A 20709-nucleotide genomic window follows, 5' to 3' on the forward strand; every position below is an offset into this window, starting at 1 on the left:
CCACGACGTGAGATATGACACATTGATTGAAGCANACCATGTCTTTGCTCCGACATGATCTATTACCGCATCCACTCCTGTCTGGTTTGTAAGTCTAAGTACCTCTGATTCTACATCTTTGGTATTTCTGTCTATTACAAAATCTGCTCCAAGTTTTTTTGCAAATGTCATCTTGTTCTTGTCTGATGCAACTGTAATGACCTTCAAGCCTTTTGCTTTTGCAAGTAATATTGCAGCAGATCCTACTCCACTATTTGCACCCCAGATTAGAATGGTATCACCTTTTTTGCATTTTGATTTTTCTAACATGTTCCACGACGTAAGATATGACACATTGATTGAAGCAGCCTCTTGATCTGAAAACCAATCTGGTTTTTTTATTATGTTCTTCTTTGGAACTTGAATGAATTCTGCATATCCACCTTTGTATTTTCCAAATCCACCTATGATTCCAAAAGATACTCTAGGAACTTTGCTGTCTATTGCAGGATACACAACCACCTTTTCCCCCTTTTTGAAATTTCCAAATCCTTCTTCCAATGTACCACTGATATCACAACCTAGGATGTGTGGAAATGATATTGTCTTGCCGGGAATTCCGTTTCTTACCCAAATATCCAAGTGATTTACCGCACAATATTTCACTCTTACAAGAACATGTCCTTTTTGGACAATAGGGTCTGGAACTTGTTCATATGATAAGACCTCAGGTCCTCCATGCTTTCTAATGATTATGGCCTTCAACTCTTTGTGAAAGATGAAATTATTATTTAAAGAACATCACATGCATGAATCCATCCATGGCGGGGAAAACTTGTTAAACTATGATCACGTCATATCATAATTGACAAAGCCAAAAATTCTTGCATTTGCAGGAAGTACCCGTGCTGACTCGTTTAACAAAAAACTAGTAAAGATTGCGGCAACAGGTGCACTGGAGGGTGGTGCAGATGTTACTGTGATTGATCTTCGAGATTTTGCCATGCCTCTTTATGATGGAGACCTGGAGCAACAACAAGGGCTTCCATCTAATGCAAAAAAACTAAAGGATCTGATGTTGTCGCATCAGGGATTCTTAATTTCAGCACCAGAGTATAACAGCTCGATATCAGGTGTTCTGAAAAATACTATTGATTGGGTATCTAGACCGTCTGAAGGTGAAGAACCTCTTGCTTGTTTCAAGGGTAAGGTTGCAGGAATAATGAGTACATCTCTTGGCGGTCTTGGCGGTCTTCGTGGTTTGGTTCATGTGCGTGCAATTCTTGAAAATATCAGTGTACTTGTAATTCCAGATCAGATTGCAGTAAGCAAAGCCCATGAAGTATTCAATGCTGATGGAACTCTAAAAGACAAAAAACAAGAGGACCAAGTAAAAAGGATTGGTTCAAACGTTGCAAAATTATTACTAAAGTTATCTCCCTGAAATAATTATCATATTGATAGAATTTTGATCAAAACATGTTTGCGCTGTGTACATGCTGAATTTTTATTTTGCATTTTGATCCATCTGGATCATTCCAAAAATGTTTCCCTCTGTATCCATGCATGTTGCATAATGACCTACTCCTGGAATTAGCGTCTTTGGCATCAACACTTGGCCTCCACTTGACTGGACCTTGCTTATGTATTCATCAATGGATGGAACCTCGATAGTATTTGTCATGCCTATCTGACCTGGCATCCTTCTTGCCATGCCTCCATTAATTCCGGGCTGGGCTATCGTCTCCAGTTCGTATCATCCAATATTCCATGGGACCGTCCCACTTGTCAAACTTCCATCCAAATGTATTCTGGTAGAATTTTTGTGCTCTCTCTGGGTTGTCAGAAGGAATATCAAAATGTGTAATTCGTGGCATTGTACAAAATATGCATCGTATATTATTTAAGCTCTGAGTATATTTGTTCCCTAAACTATGTTGTGCATAGCTTTGAGGTCTTTTGCAAATGGCTCCAGGCTTGCAGGAATTGCAATCTCTATCGTATCTTTTAGTGATAGGTTCATACTCTTTTTCTTGTTCCATACTTCGGAATTGAATTCAGTTATTTCCTTTGTGTGGCTTGTCCAGTCCTCATGACCTTCAGGTTCTACAAACTTTTCGTGATGTACAGTATTTTTAGAATAAAGATTCTGCCAGAGGTAATCTGTGATAAAAGGCGTAATTGGTGCAAGCAGTATCAAAACTGACGACAAGACCTTGTGAAGTGTAAATATTGCTCCGTCTCGCTCTTCTTCTGTAAATCCTGAACTGTATGCTCTTCCCTTTACTATTTCAATATAGTGTGCAGCAAAAAGATTCCAAGTAAATTCTCTTAGCGCAGTAGCTGGAACAAAAAAGTTGTATTCACTGTACCCTTTCTTGCATTCTGCAATTACCTTGTCAAGCTCAGATAATATCCACTTGTCAGAAGGACTGGGCTTTCCAGATTTTATCACTGAAAATCCAGAAAGAAATCTTGAAACATTCCAAAGTTTGCTTAGGAATTTTTTAGTTGTCTCTATCTTTTGCTCAGAGCATCTAAAATCATATCCTAGATTTATCTCGCTTGCACTCCAGAATCGGAACGTATCTGCTCCAAATTTTTGTATGACTGGTAAAGGATCAATTACATTTCCCTTGCTTTTGCTCATCTTGGTACCGTGTTCGTCTACACCATATCCCATTATCCATGCGTCATTCCATGGGGTCTTGCCAGTGAGCTGTTCACATCGTAGTATTGTATAGTATAACCATGTGCGGACGATGTCTTTTGACTGGGGTCTTATGGTGGTAGGATATGTTTTTTTGAAAAATTCTTCATCTTGCTTGTATTTGGTGATGTAAAGTGGTGATACACTAGAGTCCATCCAGGTGTCAAAGGTGCGTTGTTCTCCTACAAATTCTGTCGAATCACACTTGGTACACTTTGGTATGGGGCTTGGGTCCTTCCAAGGTCTATAATATTTTCCAGGTTCTGGTACGTGTGGCTCGTTGCACTTTTTACAGTACCAGATAGGTATCTCGGTTCCATAAAACCTCCTTCTTGAGATTGGCCAATCAATCGAGATTGACTCTAGCCAGTTCATCAAAATCTGCTTGTGCATTGGAGGATGAAAGTCTATTTTTGTACCGAGTTCCTTTATTTTATCTACAGAGTCTTTTTGTTTTAGATAATATTCTTCCATGGAAATAATTTCAATTGCAGTCTTGCTTCTCTCAGATATTGGAGTTCGGTGGTTGATGTTTTCTATTTTTTCTACAAGACCTTGATTTTGCAAATCTTCTATGATCTTCTCTCTTGCCTGTTTCACTTTTAGACCTGCATAGGGTCCTGCAACATCTTTCATTCTACCATTCATTCCAACTGCTGCAATCTCTTCTAGTTTGAGTTCTCGGAATAATGCAACATCATTTTGGTCACCATAACTACAAACCATCACTGCACCCGAACCAAATTCTTTTTCAGCAGAAAGGTGTGTCTTGATCTCTACGTCTCTGTTTATCAGTGGAATTGTTACCTTTTTACCAATGACGTCTGTATATCGTTCATCTTCTGGATTTACGATCACTGTCTGGCATGCACATAACAATTCTGGTCTAGTACTTGCAATGATTATGGTTTTTTCAGATTCTTTTACCTTGAATTTCATGTGAACTAGCTTGGTAGGAATATCTTCATAGATTATCTCGGCATCTGCTATGGTAGTTCCTGTTACCCAATCATAGTTGTTGGGTCTATTTGCAAGATAGATCTGTTCCTTTTTCCACATCTCAATGAATGTAGATTGTGTTAGCGTACGATATTTCTCAGAGTCTGTTCTGTAATATTCTGCAAAGTTTCCACTGAGGCCAAGACTTTTCATAATTTGTATCATCTCTGCCTCTAAATCGTCTAATGCTGTAGCACAAAGCTTGAGAAATTCTCCCCTTTCTGTCTCATGCATCCTGATTCCGTGTTTTTTTTCTGTATACATCTCGACAGGAAGACCATTTCTGTCAATTCCTATTGGAAATAGGACTTTTTTTCCAAACATTCTTGCAGTTCTTGCAATCATGTCTATCTGGGCATAATGTGATGCTGCACCAATGTGCCATGGTCTACCTGATGGATATGGCGGAGGTGTATCAATTACAAATACGTCTCCTTCTGGTTTGAAATCGTAGATGCGTGACTCTTCCCACTGTTTTAGAATTTGTTTTTCAATCTCAGGATTCCAAGCAGTTTCCTTGATAGTTGGTTCCATGTCTTAGATCTTTGAGATTTGTGAAATGATATGAGCCCCCTTGTTGTAGCCCTCATAAATGTAGACTCCTACAGCTTCAATATTTTTTGGCATCTTTGGAACAAGCAGTTTGATTAATTCTGTTGACAAGTTTTCAACAGTTGCCTCTCCCCTCAAAAGATAGGTTGTGTTCTTTGGTACTTGGAGATCAAATCTTCCCTTTGGACCGTCAAACCCAATATTGTAATGCTCACCATCTTCTTTGATTAAATATCTCTCGTTGATGAAAAATTTATGATCCAACACTGAGATGACTTCCTTGATTATCTTCTTTGCTTCTCCAAAGTCCATCAATAGATTATTCTTCATCTGTCCAACCAGTTCTACGGTTACAGACGATGTATGTCCATGCAGAATTGAACATTTTTCTACTAATGGAAGTATGTGCGCATAATCAAATGCAAACGAAGGATCCTCCATGAATATGGAACCTGTCTGTACTTCCTGGGTCTTGTATAAGATGATGTCTTGTAATTCTGATAGTCTTGCTGCAAATTTTGGATGTCCTAATGCGATTATCTTGACATCTGATAGTTCTGCTTTGAGTTCTTTGTATTTTGCAATATCTATTTCGGTATCTATTACTTCAATCAAGCCCTTGTCTGTCTTAAAATCAACATTTACCTTCTTTCCATTTTTTAGAGTTATAGGATAATCATACTGGTATTCCATTTGTAAAAATTCTAGCATCTGTGCTATTGAGAGCTCGGTTCTACTTTTCAAAAGATTTCCTTTGCCGTCAATGTACTTAAAATCCGAATCTAGAATTGTAGAGCCTGTTGACATTTGAAAAATTCTGCTCAATCCGTATATAAATTCTGTACAGGTGTTATGACAATGCTATTTCAATGAGTTTAGAGTTCTTGCAAGGGATACATCGTTCTGTGTTATGCCTCCTGCATCATGAGTCACCAAGTCTATTGCAATCTTGTTGTATACGTTAAACCATTCCGGATGGTGATTCATCTTTTCTATGTGTATTGCAGCTTTGCACATAAAACCAAAAGCTCCGATAAAGTCATCAAATACGAAATCTTTGTGTAGTTTTCCATTTACTACACTCCATCCTTGTAATCCTTGCAATTCTGCCTTGATCTGCTCTTCTGATAACTTGTGCATTCTCTTACTTTTACAGAATCCTATATTTAACTCTCAAAGTGAGTCTAATGTAAAAATGGTAACTGCAATATCCGAACTTGAAAAAGAATTACACACACAAATGATTCAGGCCATTGAAAGAGTAAAGGACTCAAAGATGGGCGTGTCATTTTCTGGTGGAGTTGATAGCTGCCTCTTGGCAAAAATTTGCCAAGATCTAGGTTATGATGTATTGCTTCTCACAATGGGTTTTGAGGATTCTCATGATATTGAGTTTTCAACAAAAATGGCAAAAGTTCTTGGTATGAATCATGAAGTGGAAATAATTTCCGAGAAAACATTTTCAGATGCAGCAAGAAAGATCTGGGATACAATCAATGTGGATAATTTATCCTGGAATGAAAACTGTATTGCATTTTATTATGTGGCAAAACTTGCAAAAACACACAAAATTGACCAAGTGATTACTGCAAATGGCATAGATGAGCTCTTCTGTGGGTATAACGCTTACAGAGATTCAATCTCCGAAGGAAATGATATAGTTCTTGAGATGATGAAGGATAAACTAGACAATGAGACAAGAATGATGAAGGCAGTGAACAAAATCACATCTGAGTTTGGAGTAAAAATAGTACAACCATTCTTATCTGAAAAGTTTGTAGAATTTGCAAAAAACATTCCATTGGAATACAAAATAAAAGACAAGGATGATCTTGTCAGAAAACACATTGTTAGAAAACTTGCAATATCAATTGGAGTTCCAGAAGAGTCTGCACTAAAACTCAAAAAAGCAATGCAATATGGTTCTCTGATTCACAAAAATCTGTTAAAAGTCAAGAAAACTTGGAACATGAATTTCTGACTTTGTTTGATACATTCTTTATTATGTCTAATGATGCACCTAGGTGGTTTTCTGGAACAAAGATTCTGTCTATTTCTTTATCAGTCAAATGAGATGAGAATGCCTTGTCATTTCTAACTGCCTCTCTAAAGTCTGTCTCGTCCTCTGAAGATGCAAATGCTACTCGTTGTATGTCTCGATATGCCTCAAATCTTGGGACACCTTTCTGTATTAATGCATCAAGAACAAATTCTGCAAATATTTGACCTCTTGTGATTTCAAGATTCTTTCGTATTTTTTCCTCGTTTACAAATAGAGATTTGATGATTCTTGTCATGGTCTCAAGCATCTCATCAAGTAAGATTGCACTAGTAGGAAGGATGAATCTCTCATTTGCAGAGTTTGTCAAGTCTCTTTCATGCCACAAAGGAATGTTCTCAAAGGCCACTGATATCTGACTACGCAACAATTTTGAAAGCGATGTTACCCGTTCGCTTTTTACTGGATTTCTCTTTACTGGAACTGCACTACTTCCCATTTGTCCCTTCTTGAAAGATTCTGCAACCTCTGCTATCTCGGTTCTCTGCAAGTTGCGAATCTCTACTGCCATTTTTTCAAGTGTAGATCCTATCAATGCCATGTCGAAAATAAATTCTGTATATCTTTCACGTGCAATTATTTGAGTGGTGACATCTGCTGGGTACAATTCTAGCTTCTTTGCAACTCTTTTTTGCACCTCCAAAGCTTTTGCACCCATAAGAGAACCTGTTCCAACAACACCAAGTGTTTTACAGATAAGAGCTCTTTTCTTTAATTCTTCAATTCTTTCCACATGGCTTGACATTTCAAGTGCCCAGTTTGCAAACTTTAGACCAAATGAAATGATGCTTGCATGCTGGCCATGGGTTCTTCCGACTGCTGGTAGTTTCTTGTACTTGACTGCTTGGTCTGCTAAAATGATAGCCAATCTTGCGACCTTTGGCCTTATGATTCGTAAAGTATCGCGAATCTGTAATGAATTACTTGTATCAACTAGATCATTGCTAGTCAAACCATAGTGTATCCAAGGTTTTGCAGATGGTTTACAAATTTCGCTTAGAGCTTCTACCAGAGCTGCTGTATCGTGATCACTTTTTGCTTCTAACTGTTTTACTCTCTTTACTGAAATCTTTCCAGACCTTGCCATCTTTGATATGTTCAAGGCTGCATCCTTTGGAATCATGTTTATCTCTGATTGAGACAAGGCAACTGCTGCCTCTATGTCTAGTTGATATGTTATCTTTTTTTGATCGTCAAAAATCTCCTTCATCTCGGCAGTACCATAACGGCCTCCATCGATTGGAAGAATTGCCATATCTTGGATCAGTTGATCAAGGAAAATAAATCTACTTGTATGAATTTGGATGTAAATCGACACTTTTTTCTATACTTGGTGGATAGAACAAATCTATGAGCTCCGACAAGAAACCAGACAAAAACCTAGAAAACAAAGTTTCTGATGATCAACGTGATGATACCGTCTTACTTGATGGTAAAGCATTACATGATCTGTATCGACATACTGCCAAACTGATCAAGTGATTGACCAATAGCATACTCATGATTTAAATTGTGTAGAAATACCTTTTTTCGCAGAAAGCAATGTCATCACTAATTCCAAAGAAAATACGTGAGATGGAGTATCGCATTGAAGCTGATCCATCAAAGGGTATGAAAGTTCCAGTGACAATTTACGCTGATGAAAAATTATTACAAAAAATGCTTACAGATAGGACAATCCAACAAGCAGTAAATGTATCAACTATACCTGGAGTGCTAAAACATGTTGTGGTTCTTCCAGACGGTCACGAGGGTTATGGATTTCCTGTTGGGGGAGTAGCTGCAATGGACGCGGAAAACGGAATGATAAGTCCGGGAGGTGTAGGCTATGATATCAACTGTGGTGTAAGGCTAATCAAGACAAATCTTACAGAAAATGATGTCAGACCAAGACTTAGAGATCTTGTTACGGAATTATTCACATCTATTCCGTCTGGAGTAGGATCTAAAGGTGCTGTAAAATTATCCTCATCTGATCTTGATGAGGTACNGGAGTTCAATGGGCAGTTGATCACGGTTATGGTTCAAAAGATGATGCTGATGTGTGTGAAGAAAACGGGCAAATAAAAAATGCTGATCCTGGAAAAATATCTCCTACTGCACGAAAACGAGGTGCGCCACAACTAGGAAGCCTTGGTTCTGGAAATCATTTTCTTGAGGTACAACGTGTTGACCAGATCCATGATAAAGAAGCTGCTAAGAAGATGGGGATCTTCAATGAAGGACAAATTACTGTATTGATTCATTGTGGTTCAAGAGGTTTTGGACACCAAGTATGTAGTGATTATCTGCGAGTATCAGAGCAAGCGCTTTCAAAATATAAAATAAATCTAGTAGACCGAGAACTTGCATGTGTTCCAAATTCTTCAGAAGAAGGAGAATCATATCGAAAAGCAATGTTTGCTGCATTAAATTATGCATGGAGTAACAGACAGATGATCACACACTGGACAAGAAAGGCCTTCGAAAGAGTCTTCAAACAAACAGAATCTGATCTTGACATGAAATTAATCTATGATGTTGCTCATAATATCGCCAAAGTTGAAAAACACAAAATTGATGGTGAACTACGATCCGTTGTAGTTCATAGAAAGGGTGCAACAAGAGCATTCCCACAAGGACGAGAAGAGATTCCAAGAAAATATCGTGATATTGGTCAACCTGTCTTCATACCAGGTTCTATGGGTACTGGTAGCTGGATCTTACTTGGAAAACCAGGCTCTATGGATTTGAGCTTTGGTTCTACTGCTCATGGTGCTGGTAGAATGATGTCAAGATCTGCTGCAAGAAGAAATTTCACAGAAGGTCAAGTGCAAAAATCATTAGGGGATAAAGGAATTTTCATAAAAGCTCTCACACGAGAGGGCGTGGTAGAAGAAACGCCTGAGGCATACAAAGACGTTGATGCTGTGGCAAATGTATCTCATGAACTTGGAATCGCTACAAAAGTAGCCAAGCTTGTTCCAATTGGGGTAATCAAGGGTTGACTGAGGAAGACAAAGAACTAGAACTTCTCAAGGCAAAAAGGATGCTTGAGATGCAAAAAAATATCTCACAAAGGCAGCGAGTTGATGAAAAACCGCAACCTTCGACCCAAAAGGTCTCTCCTAGAGACATTGTTCTCAAACAACTTGGATATAGGGGAGAAGAAGTGCTTCAGAATGCAGAATCTCAGTTTCCAAATGAGACCAAGGTTGTAATAGAAAAACTTGCAGAGCTTATCCAAGGTGGAGAGGTTACTGAAATTATTGATGGGGGAAAATTATTGACATTGTTTAGGTCTGTCGGAATTCACGTAAGGATACAAACTACCATAAATGTTGAGCAAGATGGAAAGATGGTATCTTGGTCTGACAAACTAAAAGGTGAGGCAAAATCAATATCAGAGCCTGAATCTTCTGATAATTCCAGTGGAACTGTCTAACAATTATCAAGTGCAAACAATTTCTGGTATTCTACTCTAGTAAGTTTATTATTTGTGCATCATGTTGGATGGTTGTTTATGCACGGTAGAGCTACTATACTTGAGATTGCGACAACAAAATATGAAATTGATAGAGAGATTGTTGTAACTGCCATGGATGAATTACAATCTCTTTGTGGTATCAAGGAAGGATTTCTGGTAAGTAATCCAATGGAGAGATTCGGATGGGCATTTTTCAAAGTATTGATAAAAATAGAATTACTTTCTGGGATGGAACTCAAACTAGGAGATCAAATTGCAAAAACCAAGGGAAAAAAAATTGAACAAAAATTTGTCACTTTCATGACAAATTTCTTTGAAAGCAAAAATGCTAAAGTAAAAGTTAAACTGGTAGATGCTTAGACTCTTCTTCCTCTTTTACCACCCTTCTTTCTAGTGGTATCATGAGGGATTGGTGTTACATCATCAATTCTTCCAATCTTAAATCCGCCTCTTGCTAGTGCTCTAATTGCTGCTTGTGCACCTGGGCCTGGAACACGTGAACCGACTCCACCTACTGCTCTTACTCTTATGTGAAGACCTGTAAAGCCCTTGTCGTGTGCTGCTTCTACTACTGCTGCAGTTGACTTCATTGCTGCATAAGGAGATGACTCGTATCTGTCTGCATTGACATGTCGTCCACCGGAACTAATTGCCACAGTCTCTGCACCTGAAACATCTGTGATGTGAACTATGGTATTGTTGAAACTACTGAAAATGTGAGCTATACCCCATTTTTCCTTAGTTTCTTGTGTGGACAACATTTCAAGACTCTTTAACGGGTTTAAAAAACATTAGGATCTTAGGTGTGTCCAGCCACATCGCTTGACGACCTTGGATCTGCCATTGTCAACTAGAACCACATTTTTTCCATTGGCCACATGACCTATCTCAAACAGTGGCGTGTTGGTCTTTTTTGCCACTCTTTTTACCTTGTTCAAATCTCCTGGTTGTATTGTGAACACGATTTCATATTCTTCACCACCACAAAAGACTAGATCTTTCAAATTCATTTTATTTTGATGTGCAAATTTGACTATATCATTCACTGTGGGCAGACTAGTTATCACAAATTTCTTTTTGCTCTGCTTACTCATGTCATCAAGTGTTATGGCAAGTCCATCACTAGAATCCATTGATGAAGAAAAGTATCTGGCAGCCTTTAACCCAAAAGCCAATCTGGGATAGGGTCTAAAAATTGCTTTTCTGAATATCTTTGCAGACTGGGAGTCTGTCTTACAACCCTCCAAAACAAGCTTCAATCCTGCTGAAGAATAACCAAAAGGTCCAGATGTCATTATGATATCTCCGACTCTTGCATCTCCCCTTGATGGTATTTTTTTGCTGCTTGGGCCAAACATGGATACCTCGATGACCAGTTCCTTTCCCTCGTTTGTGTCTCCACCAATTATGGCAAGCCAAATTCTTTGGAGGATCTAAGAAAGCCGTCTGCTAATTTGTTGACCATTTTCTGCGTAAAACCATGAGGTATTGCTATTGCTATGGTGCAAAATCTGGGCTTGATTCCTTTACATGCAAAGTCGCTGACACATGAAACCAAACTTTTCCTTGAAATCTCGTCAAGTTTCATCCCTGCAGGTACATCCGTACTCTGAACCAGCATGTCTGATTTTACAACAAATTTGCTATTTCCTATCTTTACAACTTCAATGTCGTCGGCTTGAAACTTGGATTTTCTCCCAAATCTATTTTGAAATGTCCTGATTACCTTTACCTCATCTGGATTCTTCATAGCTTTGTTTAACCATCTTGCTGACCTGTTTTTCTATTGTTTTAGCTTTATTCAAGTCATTTGACTCTGCAGAGACCCTGATGATGTGTTCAGTATTTGACTGTCTTACAAGAACCCAACTATCCTCATCTATTATGGATTTTATTCCATCAATTGTTATGATTTGACTTGATTGCTTTCTCATCTTTTTCAAAAATGTTTGAAGTGTTTTTTTATGGAATTTAGAATCTACACTTACTTTGGTTCGCACCTGATGATATCCTTCCATGAATTTGTTTATTTCATCGAACTGTTTTGTTCCAACCATTGATGCAATTAGTCCACTTGTAAGAAGACCATCTCTACACATGTTAAACTCTGGCAAAATAAATCCAGCGCTACTTCCTTCTCCTCCAGCTTGAGATTTAGTTTTTAACATCAAGTCTACAACATTTGCTTCTCCAACTTTTGATCTATTGACTTGTCCTCCTTCATTTTTGATAAACTTCTCAATCGCAACACTGGTATCTATACTGAGAACAAATTTTTTGTAACCTTTTTCAAGTGCACCTGCTACGCCAAGACCTAGTGTTATGTCTGGAGATTGTTTTTTTCCGTTTCGTACTACTACTAGTCTGTCACCATCTAGATCAAAAGCAAAACCAATGCTTGATTTTTTTGATGCTTGAACAAGTCCTGATAATTGATCGTTTGTAGGATCTGGACCTCGCGTTGATTTGCCCGGTGTGCCATTGATCACACTTACCTTGCAACCTAATTTTTTTAGTAACTTTGGGGCAACATCAAACGCTGCACCACCGCCCACGTCAATTGCTATTTTAGATGATTTTTTTATATCTCCAATTACTTTTACAGCCTGATCTATGTAGTCTGAATTAACCTGTGTTTCAGTACCAATTTTCTCTCTTTGAAACTTGTCCTTTTTTTCCAGATATTCTAGTTCTGATTCATTAATGCCTCTTCCGTCTAGGATGAACTTGAGGCCGTTCCATTCTAATGGGTTATGTGAAGATGTAATGATAAGGCCGCTTCCATATTTTCTTGCTTCTCTGAATATCACCGGGGTAGGAGATATGCCAAGATTGTAAACTGAGATTCCTCTCTCTAAGAGTGAGGCAATTGCAACATTAGTTACTATCTCGCCTGATGGTCGTGTATCTCTTCCTACTACACACTTTCTTGACTTGGCAAGATACGAAAAGTTTCTACAGTAATAGATTACGTCCTCAATATTGAGGTCGTTGCCAAAAATCCCACGAACTCCAGAAATTGAGACTTTCAATAAATCAAAAACGCAAAGGCTTTTTATAAACTCTGATTACATTGCGAACCACTGCCTCGATAGCTCAGCCTGGTAGAGCGAACGCCTCGTAAGCGTTAGGCCGTGGGATCGAATCCCACTCGAGGCTTTATTATGTTATAAAATTGTGATACTGATTAATTCTAAAGTCTGTTTTCGTCTGTTCTTTCATCAAGGGATTCTATGTCTAGTTCGAGTTCTTTTGCAAGTCCCTTCCACCATACTAATGTCTCTCCCACAATTACTCCCCTTTTCATAAACCAAAGTACACCTTTATAGATCTGTCGGTTCGTCAATCGCTGATCCGCAAAACCAACTGTTTGATCTAAATTCTCTACCATTTGGTTTGTCCAAAGAGTTGTTTACAACAAATTTGTAACTACACTAACTTGAAAATATTATGAAAAATTATTTATCAAACTTTTAAAAATTTTTCAAAAATGTTATATAATTTCTATAAAATGAAAATAATGGAAAAGTGGGAAGTTTAGAGATCTAAGCCGAAAGAGTCTGCTAGATTCTGGAATCTTTCGTATGTTTCCAGATATTGCTTACCCTTTGTAGTTATGACAAATGTGTTCTTGCCGTCGAATTCTATCTTGTTCATTAGGCCTGCACCGGTTAGGTTGTCGATGAATTTTGAAAGTCTTGAATGTGATAAGTTTGCCTTGGTTAGAAGTGATGTTACGTTAATGCCGTTCATGCCGCTCTCTTCTGTTACAGTAAGCAAATCTCTTACTATCTGCATGCTTGTTCTATATACTACCATTGTTAGCAAGTATTGGGTTTGCTGATATAAGGGTATTACTATTTATCTCCTCTGTAAACCTTATAGGTATCCGATCTTGCCTCGATAAAAGGAGATTTATCCTTTTTTTAAGAGTACTAGTCATTGGATTTTTCCTGTGTAAAGGAATGCGCCAAGTGTTGTATTGAAAGAGAATACTATCCCACAATAAAGTTTGGCAAGATTGGCGTACTTGTAATGCCTGATGAAAAAAAACAGATAGAGTCCTTGGCAGAAAAAAATGGACTCAATGTAATGGTCTTGCCTAGGATAGGTGTATCTGAAGTAGAATCTGAAGAACCTCAAACAATACTTGCTTATCAGATGATGGGAAGAGAATCTAATGNCTGGCAGAAAAAAATGGCCTCAATGTAACCGTCTTGCCTAGGATAGGTGTATCCGAAGTAGAATCTGAAGAACCTCAGACAATACTTGCATATCAGATGATGGGGAGAGAATCTGATGGTAATACGTGCCCATTTCTTGATACCGAGTCAAGTAAAAGATCGCCACATGGTGGATATGCCTGTAAAATCTATGAAAATCGACCCCTTGCATGTAGGGCATATCCTGTAATCCAGTCTGTGCCAATCAGCCTTGATCCAAAATGCAAGTTTTGTGAAAACTGCGGAACTCCATCAGGAAATGTAAATTCTGAATTAGAGTCTTTGATCCAGATACAGAAAAAGATGGATACCAAAGCGCGATACATCTGGCGCTATGCTACTGGAATAGGAGAATCTAAAGACAAAGATCTTATCAAAACTGGCTGGTTTCTAGTCTGACTTGTTTACTCTTTCGTGACCGCCTGGGTAATGTTCTGCAATTTTTTTAGAGTAACATTTACTGCACAGCTGGCCCTTTATGTTCCAGGATTCCATCGGGACATAAACATGATCCAGAGGACCTTTGCATATTGCACATTGCTGTGTTTCTACCATTCAGATAACATTCGATCCAGTTCGTTATAAAAATCATGTTCGTAAAAACCATATTAAATACTAGCCGGTATAGAATAAAACAGCGGTAGGACAGATGGCTAATGTGGACCTCCTGCAAGAGAACCTATCAGTCATCGTTCTGCCGCGATTGAATTAAATTTCTAAAAAAGATCTTGGACTACTTTTTGGATGCTGATTATTTCTTCTTCCTCTTGCTTTATTTTCTTCTCTATTACACGAACCATTGAATCCTGCCATACGTGATGAGAGAAGAAATTGTGGTAGGTATTTGCAGCGGTCATCTCATCGTCTACAACCGTATCCTCTAGGAACTTGGTGACAACAGTATCTGTTAACTTGAGTATGCGCTGGTTTAGCTTGACGCTCTTGAATATGGGCTCTAGCTTTGATATGTCTTCTTTAAAGTCGTCTTTTGTAAACAGGATCTTTTCATGCAGGATCTTAAAGTAGACTGAAACAAAGAACAAGGTTGCATATCTTTTTGTCTTGTGGCCTCCTTTCTTTCCATAGTTTAGATTCCTTTTTGCATATTCCTTAACACAATATGGATAAAGAAGTAACCTGTAATCGTCCTTTAATTTTTCATTGAAGACCTCGTCATACTTGCTACCTCTTGGCAAGAACTGTGCAGGAGAACTGTATGCCTCTGTAGGTCTTTGTTCTATTCCTGCAACAAAAGCCTGTATGGCATCTTTTGCCACTATTACTTTTTTATGGTTGTCAGGCAAGTACTTGTTGTAAATTACATCTCCAACAAACTCACTTTGGTGAGACTTTGTCTTGGTGTCAAATGAACCGCCCTGGATCTCATAAAAATAGTGGATATTTTCCATTTGTGATTTTAGTGATTTGTGAAAATCCATCAATGATACCAAATCTTTTCCGCGTACTGCATTCTGCGAGTTTCTGTATTTTGTAATGTTGTTTTGATCAAGTTCATCTGCTGCCTTGATGATTGTGACTGTTATACTTCCATCCAAATTATGTGTACGTCTTGCATGATCTAATACCGAGTTAGATGTCTGTGCACCGTTTACTATCTGAGGTGAGTGTAACATTATGGAGTTGTCCTCCAACTCTTCAAAATCGCTTACTACTATTGTTATGCCGTTGTTATAATAGAAAAACTTGTGAGGCACCTCTTGCAAAGTCTCCCTTAGCCCCTTGTTTACTGTAGTCTTGAACTGCATCCATTGTCTGATGTTTGATTCAAAAACATAGTCTTTGTTCTTTGTAACAAAATTGGTAAGCTCTCTTAGCTTTAAAATTCCAAGAAGCGTATTCTGGTATCTTAGTTTAGTTTCAAGTTTGATGGGGGCTTTTTTGCCTGCTGCCGGTTTTTTTATCCTGTCCCAAAGTTTCTGTATTATTACATCGACATCGTATATCTCAACTGAATCAAAGCTCTCGTCCTCTACCTTCTGGTCTGTCACATAGATGCATTCTATCTTGAGATTTTTCTCTTGAATCTTTGTAACTAGGTGGGCAAGTTCTGGGCGCATTTTGGCAATATCTTTTCCCTGTAATCTCTTGACATCTTCTTTGAATTTTGCAATGGCTTCAATTGAATGCGATGTTCCATATTTTGACTGGAATAGATAGATCTTGTCTTCAGAGAAATCCACTGGAAGATATGCGTCTATTCCTAGATCATTTGCTCCATCTATTATTGCGTCAGTTGCATCATCTTCAGTTGCCTCAAAGACTCTGGTCAATACCCATTGCAAGAAATTGTGACCTTTCTCAACTTCATTTTGTGCGCTTTCCGCATATTCTTTTATGCTGTCCTTGACATTTTGTGAAAATCCGTCTAGTGGCTGACCGTTGGTGTATTGATATGCGACAGGTTTTGCACCTGGAATGTATTCTAGTAATCCGTTGCCTCTTTCAGCCAAATTCATTCTGTCTACAAACTGCCCTATTTAGAAAACCAGGTTATTATGATATATTCAAGGTGAGGAAGGGATTTGAACCCCTATAGATTCGCTTTGCAGGCGAACGCATAGCCACTCTGCCACCTCACCGCGATCAAAATGGCCTTACTTGAACAATTAAATCTTTTAGATTAAAATTTTGAAAATTGCTTTGCAGCAAGCTTGATGTCTTCTGACTTGATCGTCTTTCTGCCAGCATGCGTTGACATCTCTATTGCATTTTTTGCAATTGAAACACCGATTTCTTCTAGTATTCTTCGAAGTTCGTTGGCAGATTCATCACTTACTCTTTCCGCACCTGCTTTTTTCAAAATTCTGTACATTACAGAAAGGCCAAATTCGGATGTTACCATATGCCATAAATCCAAAAACCCTTGATAAAAGACTTTGAGTGGAAAAAAACTATGCAAGGATCGATTTATACACACTATTTCATGGTCTGATATGTAACAAATGGCCTGGCTGACTGATGCTCACATACATCTATCAGACAATGAATATTCTGATGATGTGGAATACACACTTACTGCGATGGATAAAATGAAAATCAAGGCATGTTGTGTGTCCATGGATAATCAAAGCTCAAAAGCTACTCTTGTCCTAAGTCAACGAAGCTCACTGATTCTGCCCTTTATTGGAATCCATCCTGAAAAAGCAGATGNCCTTACTGCGATGGATAAAATGAAAATCAGAGCCTGTTGTGTATCAATGGATAATCAAAGCTCAAAATCTACTCTTGTTCTTAGTCAACGAAGCTCACTGATTCTACCTTTTATTGGAATCCATCCTGAAAAAGCAGCTGATGATCTAAATGCCATGATAGATCTAGTTACTCAAAACTCTGACAAAATATCTGGCATTGGTGAGATTGGTCTTGACAAAACCTATGTTTCTGACGAAGCTGGATTTTCAAGACAAGTGCTAGTGTTTCAAAATATGCTCTCGCTTGCAGAAAATTTAGGAAAACCTGTATCTATTCACTCAAGGAGAACTCTTGATGAAATATTTTCTATACTTCCTTCATATTCCATAAAAGGTGTCTTGCTTCACTGGTTTTCTGGTAGCAAAAAACAATTGCAAAAAGCGATGGAACTTGACTGTTTTGTATCCTATGGACCTGCAATGGTATACTCTGAGGATAAACAAGTTCTTCTTTCACAAACACGTCTTGATAAAATATTGTTGGAGACTGATGGACCTGTGAGATTCTCGAGATGTTTTGGTCTTAAAACTGCGCAAATAGAATTCCTTCCAAGCGTTCTTTTTTGTGCAGCGAGCATACTCAACAAGTCGTATGATGAAATGTTGCTTGTTGCAGAAAGAAACACTGATTCGTATCTTGGTGTATAGGTATAAAAAACCCCTTTAGCACATTCAACTTGTGAATAGAATCAGACGAATTTCCACGGAACTAATGACTACTTATAAAGGAAAATTTGATACTGATTTTGCACACAACAAAAAGGTTCTAAATGAAATTGCAGTTGTAAGATCAAAGGGTCTAAAGAACGAAATCGCTGGTTACATCTCTTCATATCTTAGACGTGAACTAGAAGAACAGGAAGAAAAGGAATCGGTATCTGCTCAAAGTGAATCAGTTGATGAGACTGAAGAGATTGAAGAACAGATACTCAACTAGATACATTACAAAAATTCGATATAGTCCAGTATTTCTTTTGATATTATGATAACAGTCAAGCTCTTGGGAGGTGCAAGAAAGTCATTTGCATCTGATAAACTTGAGATTCAAAGTGATTCCATGTCAATTTCTAGTCTATTAGATCATCTTCAAGCATCAATTCCTGTAACCTTGCCTCCGCTTGATTCTAACAATATTCTTGTCGCAGTAAATGGTGTTGATTCGTCCGCGCTACAAGGAAAAGAAACTCTATTGAAAAATGGCGACATTGTGAGCATAATCCCACTGGTTCATGGAGGAAGATCAAAAAGGGTACAATTTAGTCTAATGAATACATCTGTAGAACTGGTAAGGCTCAAGAAAACTGTAAAAGATCCAGTTAGATTCCTCGAGTCGCTCAGAGTAAAACATTCAAATCTTGTCATCCAAGGTATGAGAGCTCAGTATGTTCTTAACGCGGAACATGCAAAAAAGATAGTTGCAATTTCTTTATCTGCACAAAAAGCAAATGTCCTACTTTCAAATAAGATCGAGACTGATATTCTCATGCGATTTGCATGCACCAGACAGATTAGTGATGCTATATCCAAAGTAGGCGTAAAACCAAACTCTGACTCTATACTTGTAATACTTGGCAAAAAGCCATCACTTGAAAAATTATTCAATGAACTTGAGGATCTTTTGGAGGCTAGTGTATTTTCAAAAGATAATTCCAAACTGATCAAAAAAGAATTTGGGATAACACAGAAAGAACTAGACTGCGTTCTTTCTAAAACTCCTCTGGAAGACTTGATGGCAGAAAGATCTGCAACACTATTCCATTGAATCTCGTTTGAGCTTCAATGTGCTTATGATGTCATCTTCTTTTAATATTGAAACACCTACGATGCCACCCATTATCTGAATCATGACATTCCAATCGTAAGACTCTAGAGATACCTTGTTTGGAATTATATCTGCAACAGAGCCTATCAATTCTTTTGAGGAAATGTCAGAACCTCTCTTTTCAATTGTAATTCTATAGGTATCTGAGTCACTCATTATCTTGACTTGGTCTTTTACACTCTCTACTATGTTCTCAATGCTGGCAGAAGTGGTATGTCTAACTGGGATGAATCTATGACAATATCTCATCCTCCATGGTTCGTCAAGAATTATCTTTTTGATGTCTCTGATGGCCACAAATGGATCGATTGATGTATCTGCCCAAATTATGCCTGAAAAACTTGATTTTCCTATTCTGGGCGAATCATCCCCGAGTTCTTCTATGATGTCTGAAATTTCATCACAGGCCTCTTCTTCAAGATGTCTACTACAGGTTGCAATTAAATTCACACTAGTGACTCCAATTTTATTTTTCCCTCTCTTACTATTTTTAATTCATTGTCTACAACCTCTACTATTGTAGACTCGCAAGAGTTGGTAATCTGTCCTCCATCAAGTAATACATCATAGCCTGAAAATTTACTTGTTAATTCTTTAGAGTCTCCAAATGATGGCTGTCCAGAAAAATTTGCGCTAGTGCCTACGAGTAGCCTACATTTTTCCAAAAGAGCAAGCACACAAGGGTTGTTAGGAACCCTCACGGCAATCTTGCCTTTCAAACCAAGTGTCTCTTCAATTTTCTTGTCTTTTACTTTGAGAATCAATGTAACAGGACCTGGCCAAAACTTGGCTGCTATTTTTTTTGAGGTTTCATCAAGGAATACAATGTTTTCAATATCTCTTTTTGAGTATGCCAAAACAGGAAGATGTTTTATTTTCTCCCTTCCTTTTATCTTGTATATCTTGTTGACTGCGTATTGGTTGCGAGGGTCGCAGCCTATACCGTATACCGTGTCGGTAGGAAATACTATGATTCCTCCTTTTTGTATTATGTCATNTTTTCTCCCTACCTTTTATCTTGTATATTTTGTTGACTGCATCTTGGTTGCGTGGGTCGCAGCCTATCCCGTATACCGTGTCGGTAGGAAATACAACAATTCCTCCTTTTTGTATTATATCATAAGCAGAGTTTATCCCTGAATCGTTGCACGGTAAAATCACGATTTTTCTTGGTGTTTAATAGTAAATTATCTCTTTTTATGAAAATGATATAAGATTGATACGCATACTATATGCATCATGGATGAGATACCACAATGTCACTGTCCTCCAGGCGGAGAAACTTACGTAAATGACGATGGGATGCGAATCTGTGTTTCATGCGATGGCTGGGTAGGACCAACCAACTAAGCTTTGGCGATGATTTCATTGGGACTGTGTAAGTCTTTTATAGGAAAATATTTTGTTTGATTGTNAATGCGAATCTGTGTTTCTTGCGATGGCTGGGTAGGACCTATCAACTAAGCTTTGGTGATGATTTCATTGGGGCTGTGTAAGTCTTTTATAGGAAAATATTTTGTTTGATTGTTATGTCAGATAGCTTTGAGAACGATTTTGAAGATGAATTTGACGATGATCCTGAAGATGATGATGTAGAAGAAGATGAAGCAGATATTTCTGATGAAAGTGACGGCTAAATTCTTAATCCGAACGAATCTGCAAACTCTCTGAATCCGCGATATGCCTG

26 protein-coding genes, 2 tRNA genes and 3 pseudogenes are annotated in these 20709 nt (G+C 38.1%); 13 read left to right on the forward strand and 18 right to left on the reverse strand.

Annotated features, from left to right (window positions below; all coding sequences use genetic code 11):
- Window positions 1-35: 35 nt before the first annotated feature.
- A pseudogene (locus tag DYY66_RS16470) lies at window positions 36-744 on the reverse strand (zinc-binding dehydrogenase); the annotation flags it as partial.
- Between the two features lie 100 nt (window positions 745-844).
- Between DYY66_RS16470 and DYY66_RS09295 the strand changes: the two are divergent.
- Window positions 845-1423, forward strand: coding sequence for an NADPH-dependent FMN reductase (locus DYY66_RS09295; protein ID WP_166288505.1), 579 nt, complete (start codon window positions 845-847; stop codon window positions 1421-1423).
- A gap of 63 nt (window positions 1424-1486) precedes the next feature.
- On the opposite strand, the gene DYY66_RS15305 is transcribed toward DYY66_RS09295, so the two are convergent.
- From DYY66_RS15305 to DYY66_RS09315, 5 genes are read right to left on the reverse strand one after another with little or no spacing between them, the layout of a single operon-like run.
- Entirely contained in the window at window positions 1487-1693 is a 207-nt protein-coding gene (locus DYY66_RS15305; RefSeq protein ID WP_309223998.1) for a hypothetical protein, read from the reverse strand.
- A 7-nt stretch (window positions 1694-1700) separates the two neighbouring features.
- A complete protein-coding gene (locus DYY66_RS15310; RefSeq protein WP_309223999.1) occupies window positions 1701-1856 on the reverse strand; it encodes a hypothetical protein in 156 nt (51 codons plus the stop codon).
- 50 nt (window positions 1857-1906) lie between these two features.
- Window positions 1907-4222, reverse strand: a complete 2316-nt coding sequence (locus DYY66_RS09305; protein WP_166288508.1) for a valine--tRNA ligase — start codon at window positions 4220-4222, stop codon at window positions 1907-1909.
- 3 nt (window positions 4223-4225) lie between these two features.
- Window positions 4226-5047 (reverse strand): 6-carboxytetrahydropterin synthase, encoded by an 822-nt coding sequence (locus DYY66_RS09310; RefSeq protein WP_166288511.1) that lies wholly within the window; start codon window positions 5045-5047, stop codon window positions 4226-4228.
- Window positions 5048-5101: 54 nt separating this feature from the next.
- Window positions 5102-5380: a 4a-hydroxytetrahydrobiopterin dehydratase gene (locus DYY66_RS09315; protein WP_166288514.1), complete on the reverse strand. Its 279-nt coding sequence runs from the start codon at window positions 5378-5380 to the stop codon at window positions 5102-5104.
- A 55-nt stretch (window positions 5381-5435) separates the two neighbouring features.
- Between DYY66_RS09315 and DYY66_RS09320 the strand changes: the two genes are divergently transcribed.
- Window positions 5436-6221, forward strand: a complete 786-nt coding sequence (locus DYY66_RS09320) for an asparagine synthase C-terminal domain-containing protein (RefSeq protein WP_218583698.1) — start codon at window positions 5436-5438, stop codon at window positions 6219-6221.
- On the opposite strand, the gene purB is transcribed toward DYY66_RS09320, so the two are convergent.
- Window positions 6193-7554: an adenylosuccinate lyase gene (gene purB / locus DYY66_RS09325; RefSeq protein ID WP_166288517.1), complete on the reverse strand. Its 1362-nt coding sequence runs from the start codon at window positions 7552-7554 to the stop codon at window positions 6193-6195. The two genes, DYY66_RS09320 and purB, sit on opposite strands and share 29 nt — an antisense overlap.
- A gap of 95 nt (window positions 7555-7649) precedes the next feature.
- On the opposite strand from purB, the gene DYY66_RS14870 reads away from it, so the two are divergent.
- The 5 genes and pseudogenes from DYY66_RS14870 (at window position 7650) to DYY66_RS09340 (ending at window position 10125) form a co-directional block, all read left to right on the forward strand.
- The gene (locus tag DYY66_RS14870) at window positions 7650-7781 is read left to right on the forward strand and encodes a hypothetical protein (RefSeq protein ID WP_255496413.1); all 132 of its coding nucleotides are present in this window, start codon (window positions 7650-7652) and stop codon (window positions 7779-7781) included.
- A gap of 177 nt (window positions 7782-7958) precedes the next feature.
- A partial coding sequence (locus DYY66_RS14875; RefSeq protein WP_394352627.1) for an RtcB family protein occupies window positions 7959-8289 on the forward strand: 331 nt, incomplete at its 3' end.
- 1 nt (window position 8290) lies between these two features.
- Window positions 8291-9286, forward strand: a pseudogene (locus DYY66_RS09330) (RtcB family protein); the annotation flags it as partial.
- A complete protein-coding gene (locus DYY66_RS09335; protein WP_255496414.1) occupies window positions 9283-9723 on the forward strand; it encodes a DNA-binding protein in 441 nt (146 codons plus the stop codon). The pseudogene DYY66_RS09330 and the gene DYY66_RS09335, both read left to right, overlap by 4 nt.
- 78 nt (window positions 9724-9801) lie before the next feature.
- The gene (locus tag DYY66_RS09340) at window positions 9802-10125 is read left to right on the forward strand and encodes a hypothetical protein (RefSeq protein WP_166288520.1); all 324 of its coding nucleotides are present in this window, start codon (window positions 9802-9804) and stop codon (window positions 10123-10125) included.
- On the opposite strand, the gene DYY66_RS09345 is transcribed toward DYY66_RS09340, so the two are convergent.
- From DYY66_RS09345 to DYY66_RS09360, 4 genes are read right to left on the reverse strand one after another with little or no spacing between them, the layout of a single operon-like run.
- Window positions 10122-10526, reverse strand: a complete 405-nt coding sequence (locus tag DYY66_RS09345) for a 30S ribosomal protein S11 (protein WP_166288523.1) — start codon at window positions 10524-10526, stop codon at window positions 10122-10124. The genes DYY66_RS09340 and DYY66_RS09345 overlap by 4 nt on opposite strands.
- Before the next feature lie 30 nt (window positions 10527-10556).
- Window positions 10557-11123, reverse strand: a complete 567-nt coding sequence (locus DYY66_RS09350) for a thiamine-monophosphate kinase (protein WP_166288526.1) — start codon at window positions 11121-11123, stop codon at window positions 10557-10559.
- A 47-nt stretch (window positions 11124-11170) separates the two neighbouring features.
- Complete coding sequence (locus DYY66_RS09355) at window positions 11171-11515, reverse strand: AIR synthase related protein (protein ID WP_166288529.1); 345 nt, start codon at window positions 11513-11515, stop codon at window positions 11171-11173.
- Window positions 11499-12797, reverse strand: coding sequence for a phosphomannomutase (locus DYY66_RS09360; RefSeq protein ID WP_166288532.1), 1299 nt, complete (start codon window positions 12795-12797; stop codon window positions 11499-11501). The genes DYY66_RS09355 and DYY66_RS09360 overlap by 17 nt, the downstream gene beginning before the upstream one ends.
- Window positions 12798-12850: 53 nt before the next feature.
- Between DYY66_RS09360 and DYY66_RS09365 the strand changes: the two genes are divergently transcribed.
- Window positions 12851-12924 (forward strand) — tRNA-Thr (locus DYY66_RS09365).
- 378 nt (window positions 12925-13302) lie between these two features.
- Here the strand turns inward: DYY66_RS09365 and DYY66_RS09370 are convergent.
- Window positions 13303-13563 (reverse strand): winged helix-turn-helix domain-containing protein, encoded by a 261-nt coding sequence (locus tag DYY66_RS09370; RefSeq protein ID WP_166288656.1) that lies wholly within the window; start codon window positions 13561-13563, stop codon window positions 13303-13305.
- 485 nt (window positions 13564-14048) lie between these two features.
- Between DYY66_RS09370 and DYY66_RS09380 the strand changes: the two genes are divergently transcribed.
- Window positions 14049-14387 carry a YkgJ family cysteine cluster protein gene (locus DYY66_RS09380; RefSeq protein ID WP_255496418.1) on the forward strand — a complete coding sequence of 113 codons (339 nt, stop codon included), beginning with the start codon at window positions 14049-14051 and terminating at the stop codon, window positions 14385-14387.
- Window positions 14388-14704: 317 nt separating this feature from the next.
- Here DYY66_RS09380 and DYY66_RS09385 read toward each other — a convergent pair whose 3' ends face one another.
- The 3 genes from DYY66_RS09385 to DYY66_RS09395 all read right to left on the reverse strand — a co-directional run bounded on the left by DYY66_RS09385 (window position 14705) and on the right by DYY66_RS09395 (window position 16851).
- Window positions 14705-16459, reverse strand: coding sequence for an AIPR family protein (locus DYY66_RS09385; RefSeq protein WP_166288538.1), 1755 nt, complete (start codon window positions 16457-16459; stop codon window positions 14705-14707).
- Window positions 16460-16516: 57 nt separating this feature from the next.
- Window positions 16517-16588, reverse strand: a tRNA-Cys gene (locus tag DYY66_RS09390).
- A gap of 41 nt (window positions 16589-16629) precedes the next feature.
- Complete coding sequence (locus DYY66_RS09395) at window positions 16630-16851, reverse strand: histone family protein (RefSeq protein WP_166288541.1); 222 nt, start codon at window positions 16849-16851, stop codon at window positions 16630-16632.
- A 100-nt stretch (window positions 16852-16951) separates the two neighbouring features.
- Between DYY66_RS09395 and DYY66_RS09400 the strand changes: the two genes are divergently transcribed.
- The 4 genes from DYY66_RS09400 to cgi121 all read left to right on the forward strand — a co-directional run.
- The coding region (locus DYY66_RS09400) for a TatD family hydrolase (RefSeq protein WP_178085603.1) at window positions 16952-17159 on the forward strand (208 nt) is incomplete at its 3' end.
- A 20-nt stretch (window positions 17160-17179) separates the two neighbouring features.
- A complete protein-coding gene (locus DYY66_RS09405; RefSeq protein WP_255496419.1) occupies window positions 17180-17848 on the forward strand; it encodes a TatD family hydrolase in 669 nt (222 codons plus the stop codon).
- A 31-nt stretch (window positions 17849-17879) separates the two neighbouring features.
- On the forward strand, window positions 17880-18137 hold the full coding sequence (locus DYY66_RS09410) for a hypothetical protein (protein ID WP_309224000.1): 258 nt from the start codon (window positions 17880-17882) through the stop codon (window positions 18135-18137).
- 45 nt (window positions 18138-18182) lie between these two features.
- A complete protein-coding gene (gene cgi121, locus DYY66_RS09415; RefSeq protein ID WP_166288547.1) occupies window positions 18183-18962 on the forward strand; it encodes a KEOPS complex subunit Cgi121 in 780 nt (259 codons plus the stop codon).
- On the opposite strand, the gene DYY66_RS15315 is transcribed toward cgi121, so the two are convergent.
- From DYY66_RS15315 to DYY66_RS09430, 3 genes and pseudogenes are all read right to left on the reverse strand, one after another.
- Window positions 18951-19472 carry a THUMP domain-containing protein gene (locus DYY66_RS15315; protein ID WP_166288550.1) on the reverse strand — a complete coding sequence of 174 codons (522 nt, stop codon included), beginning with the start codon at window positions 19470-19472 and terminating at the stop codon, window positions 18951-18953. The two genes, cgi121 and DYY66_RS15315, sit on opposite strands and share 12 nt — an antisense overlap.
- Window positions 19469-20014: an L-threonylcarbamoyladenylate synthase gene (locus tag DYY66_RS09425; RefSeq protein ID WP_166288665.1), complete on the reverse strand. Its 546-nt coding sequence runs from the start codon at window positions 20012-20014 to the stop codon at window positions 19469-19471. Before DYY66_RS09425 ends, DYY66_RS15315 begins: the two co-directional genes overlap by 4 nt.
- 6 nt (window positions 20015-20020) lie before the next feature.
- Window positions 20021-20183 (reverse strand): annotated as a pseudogene (locus tag DYY66_RS09430) (L-threonylcarbamoyladenylate synthase); the annotation flags it as partial.
- Window positions 20184-20709: the final 526 nt, after the last annotated feature.

The organism is Candidatus Nitrosotalea sp. FS (assembly GCF_011319475.1).
Taxonomy (GTDB): domain Archaea; phylum Thermoproteota; class Nitrososphaeria; order Nitrososphaerales; family Nitrosopumilaceae; genus Nitrosotalea.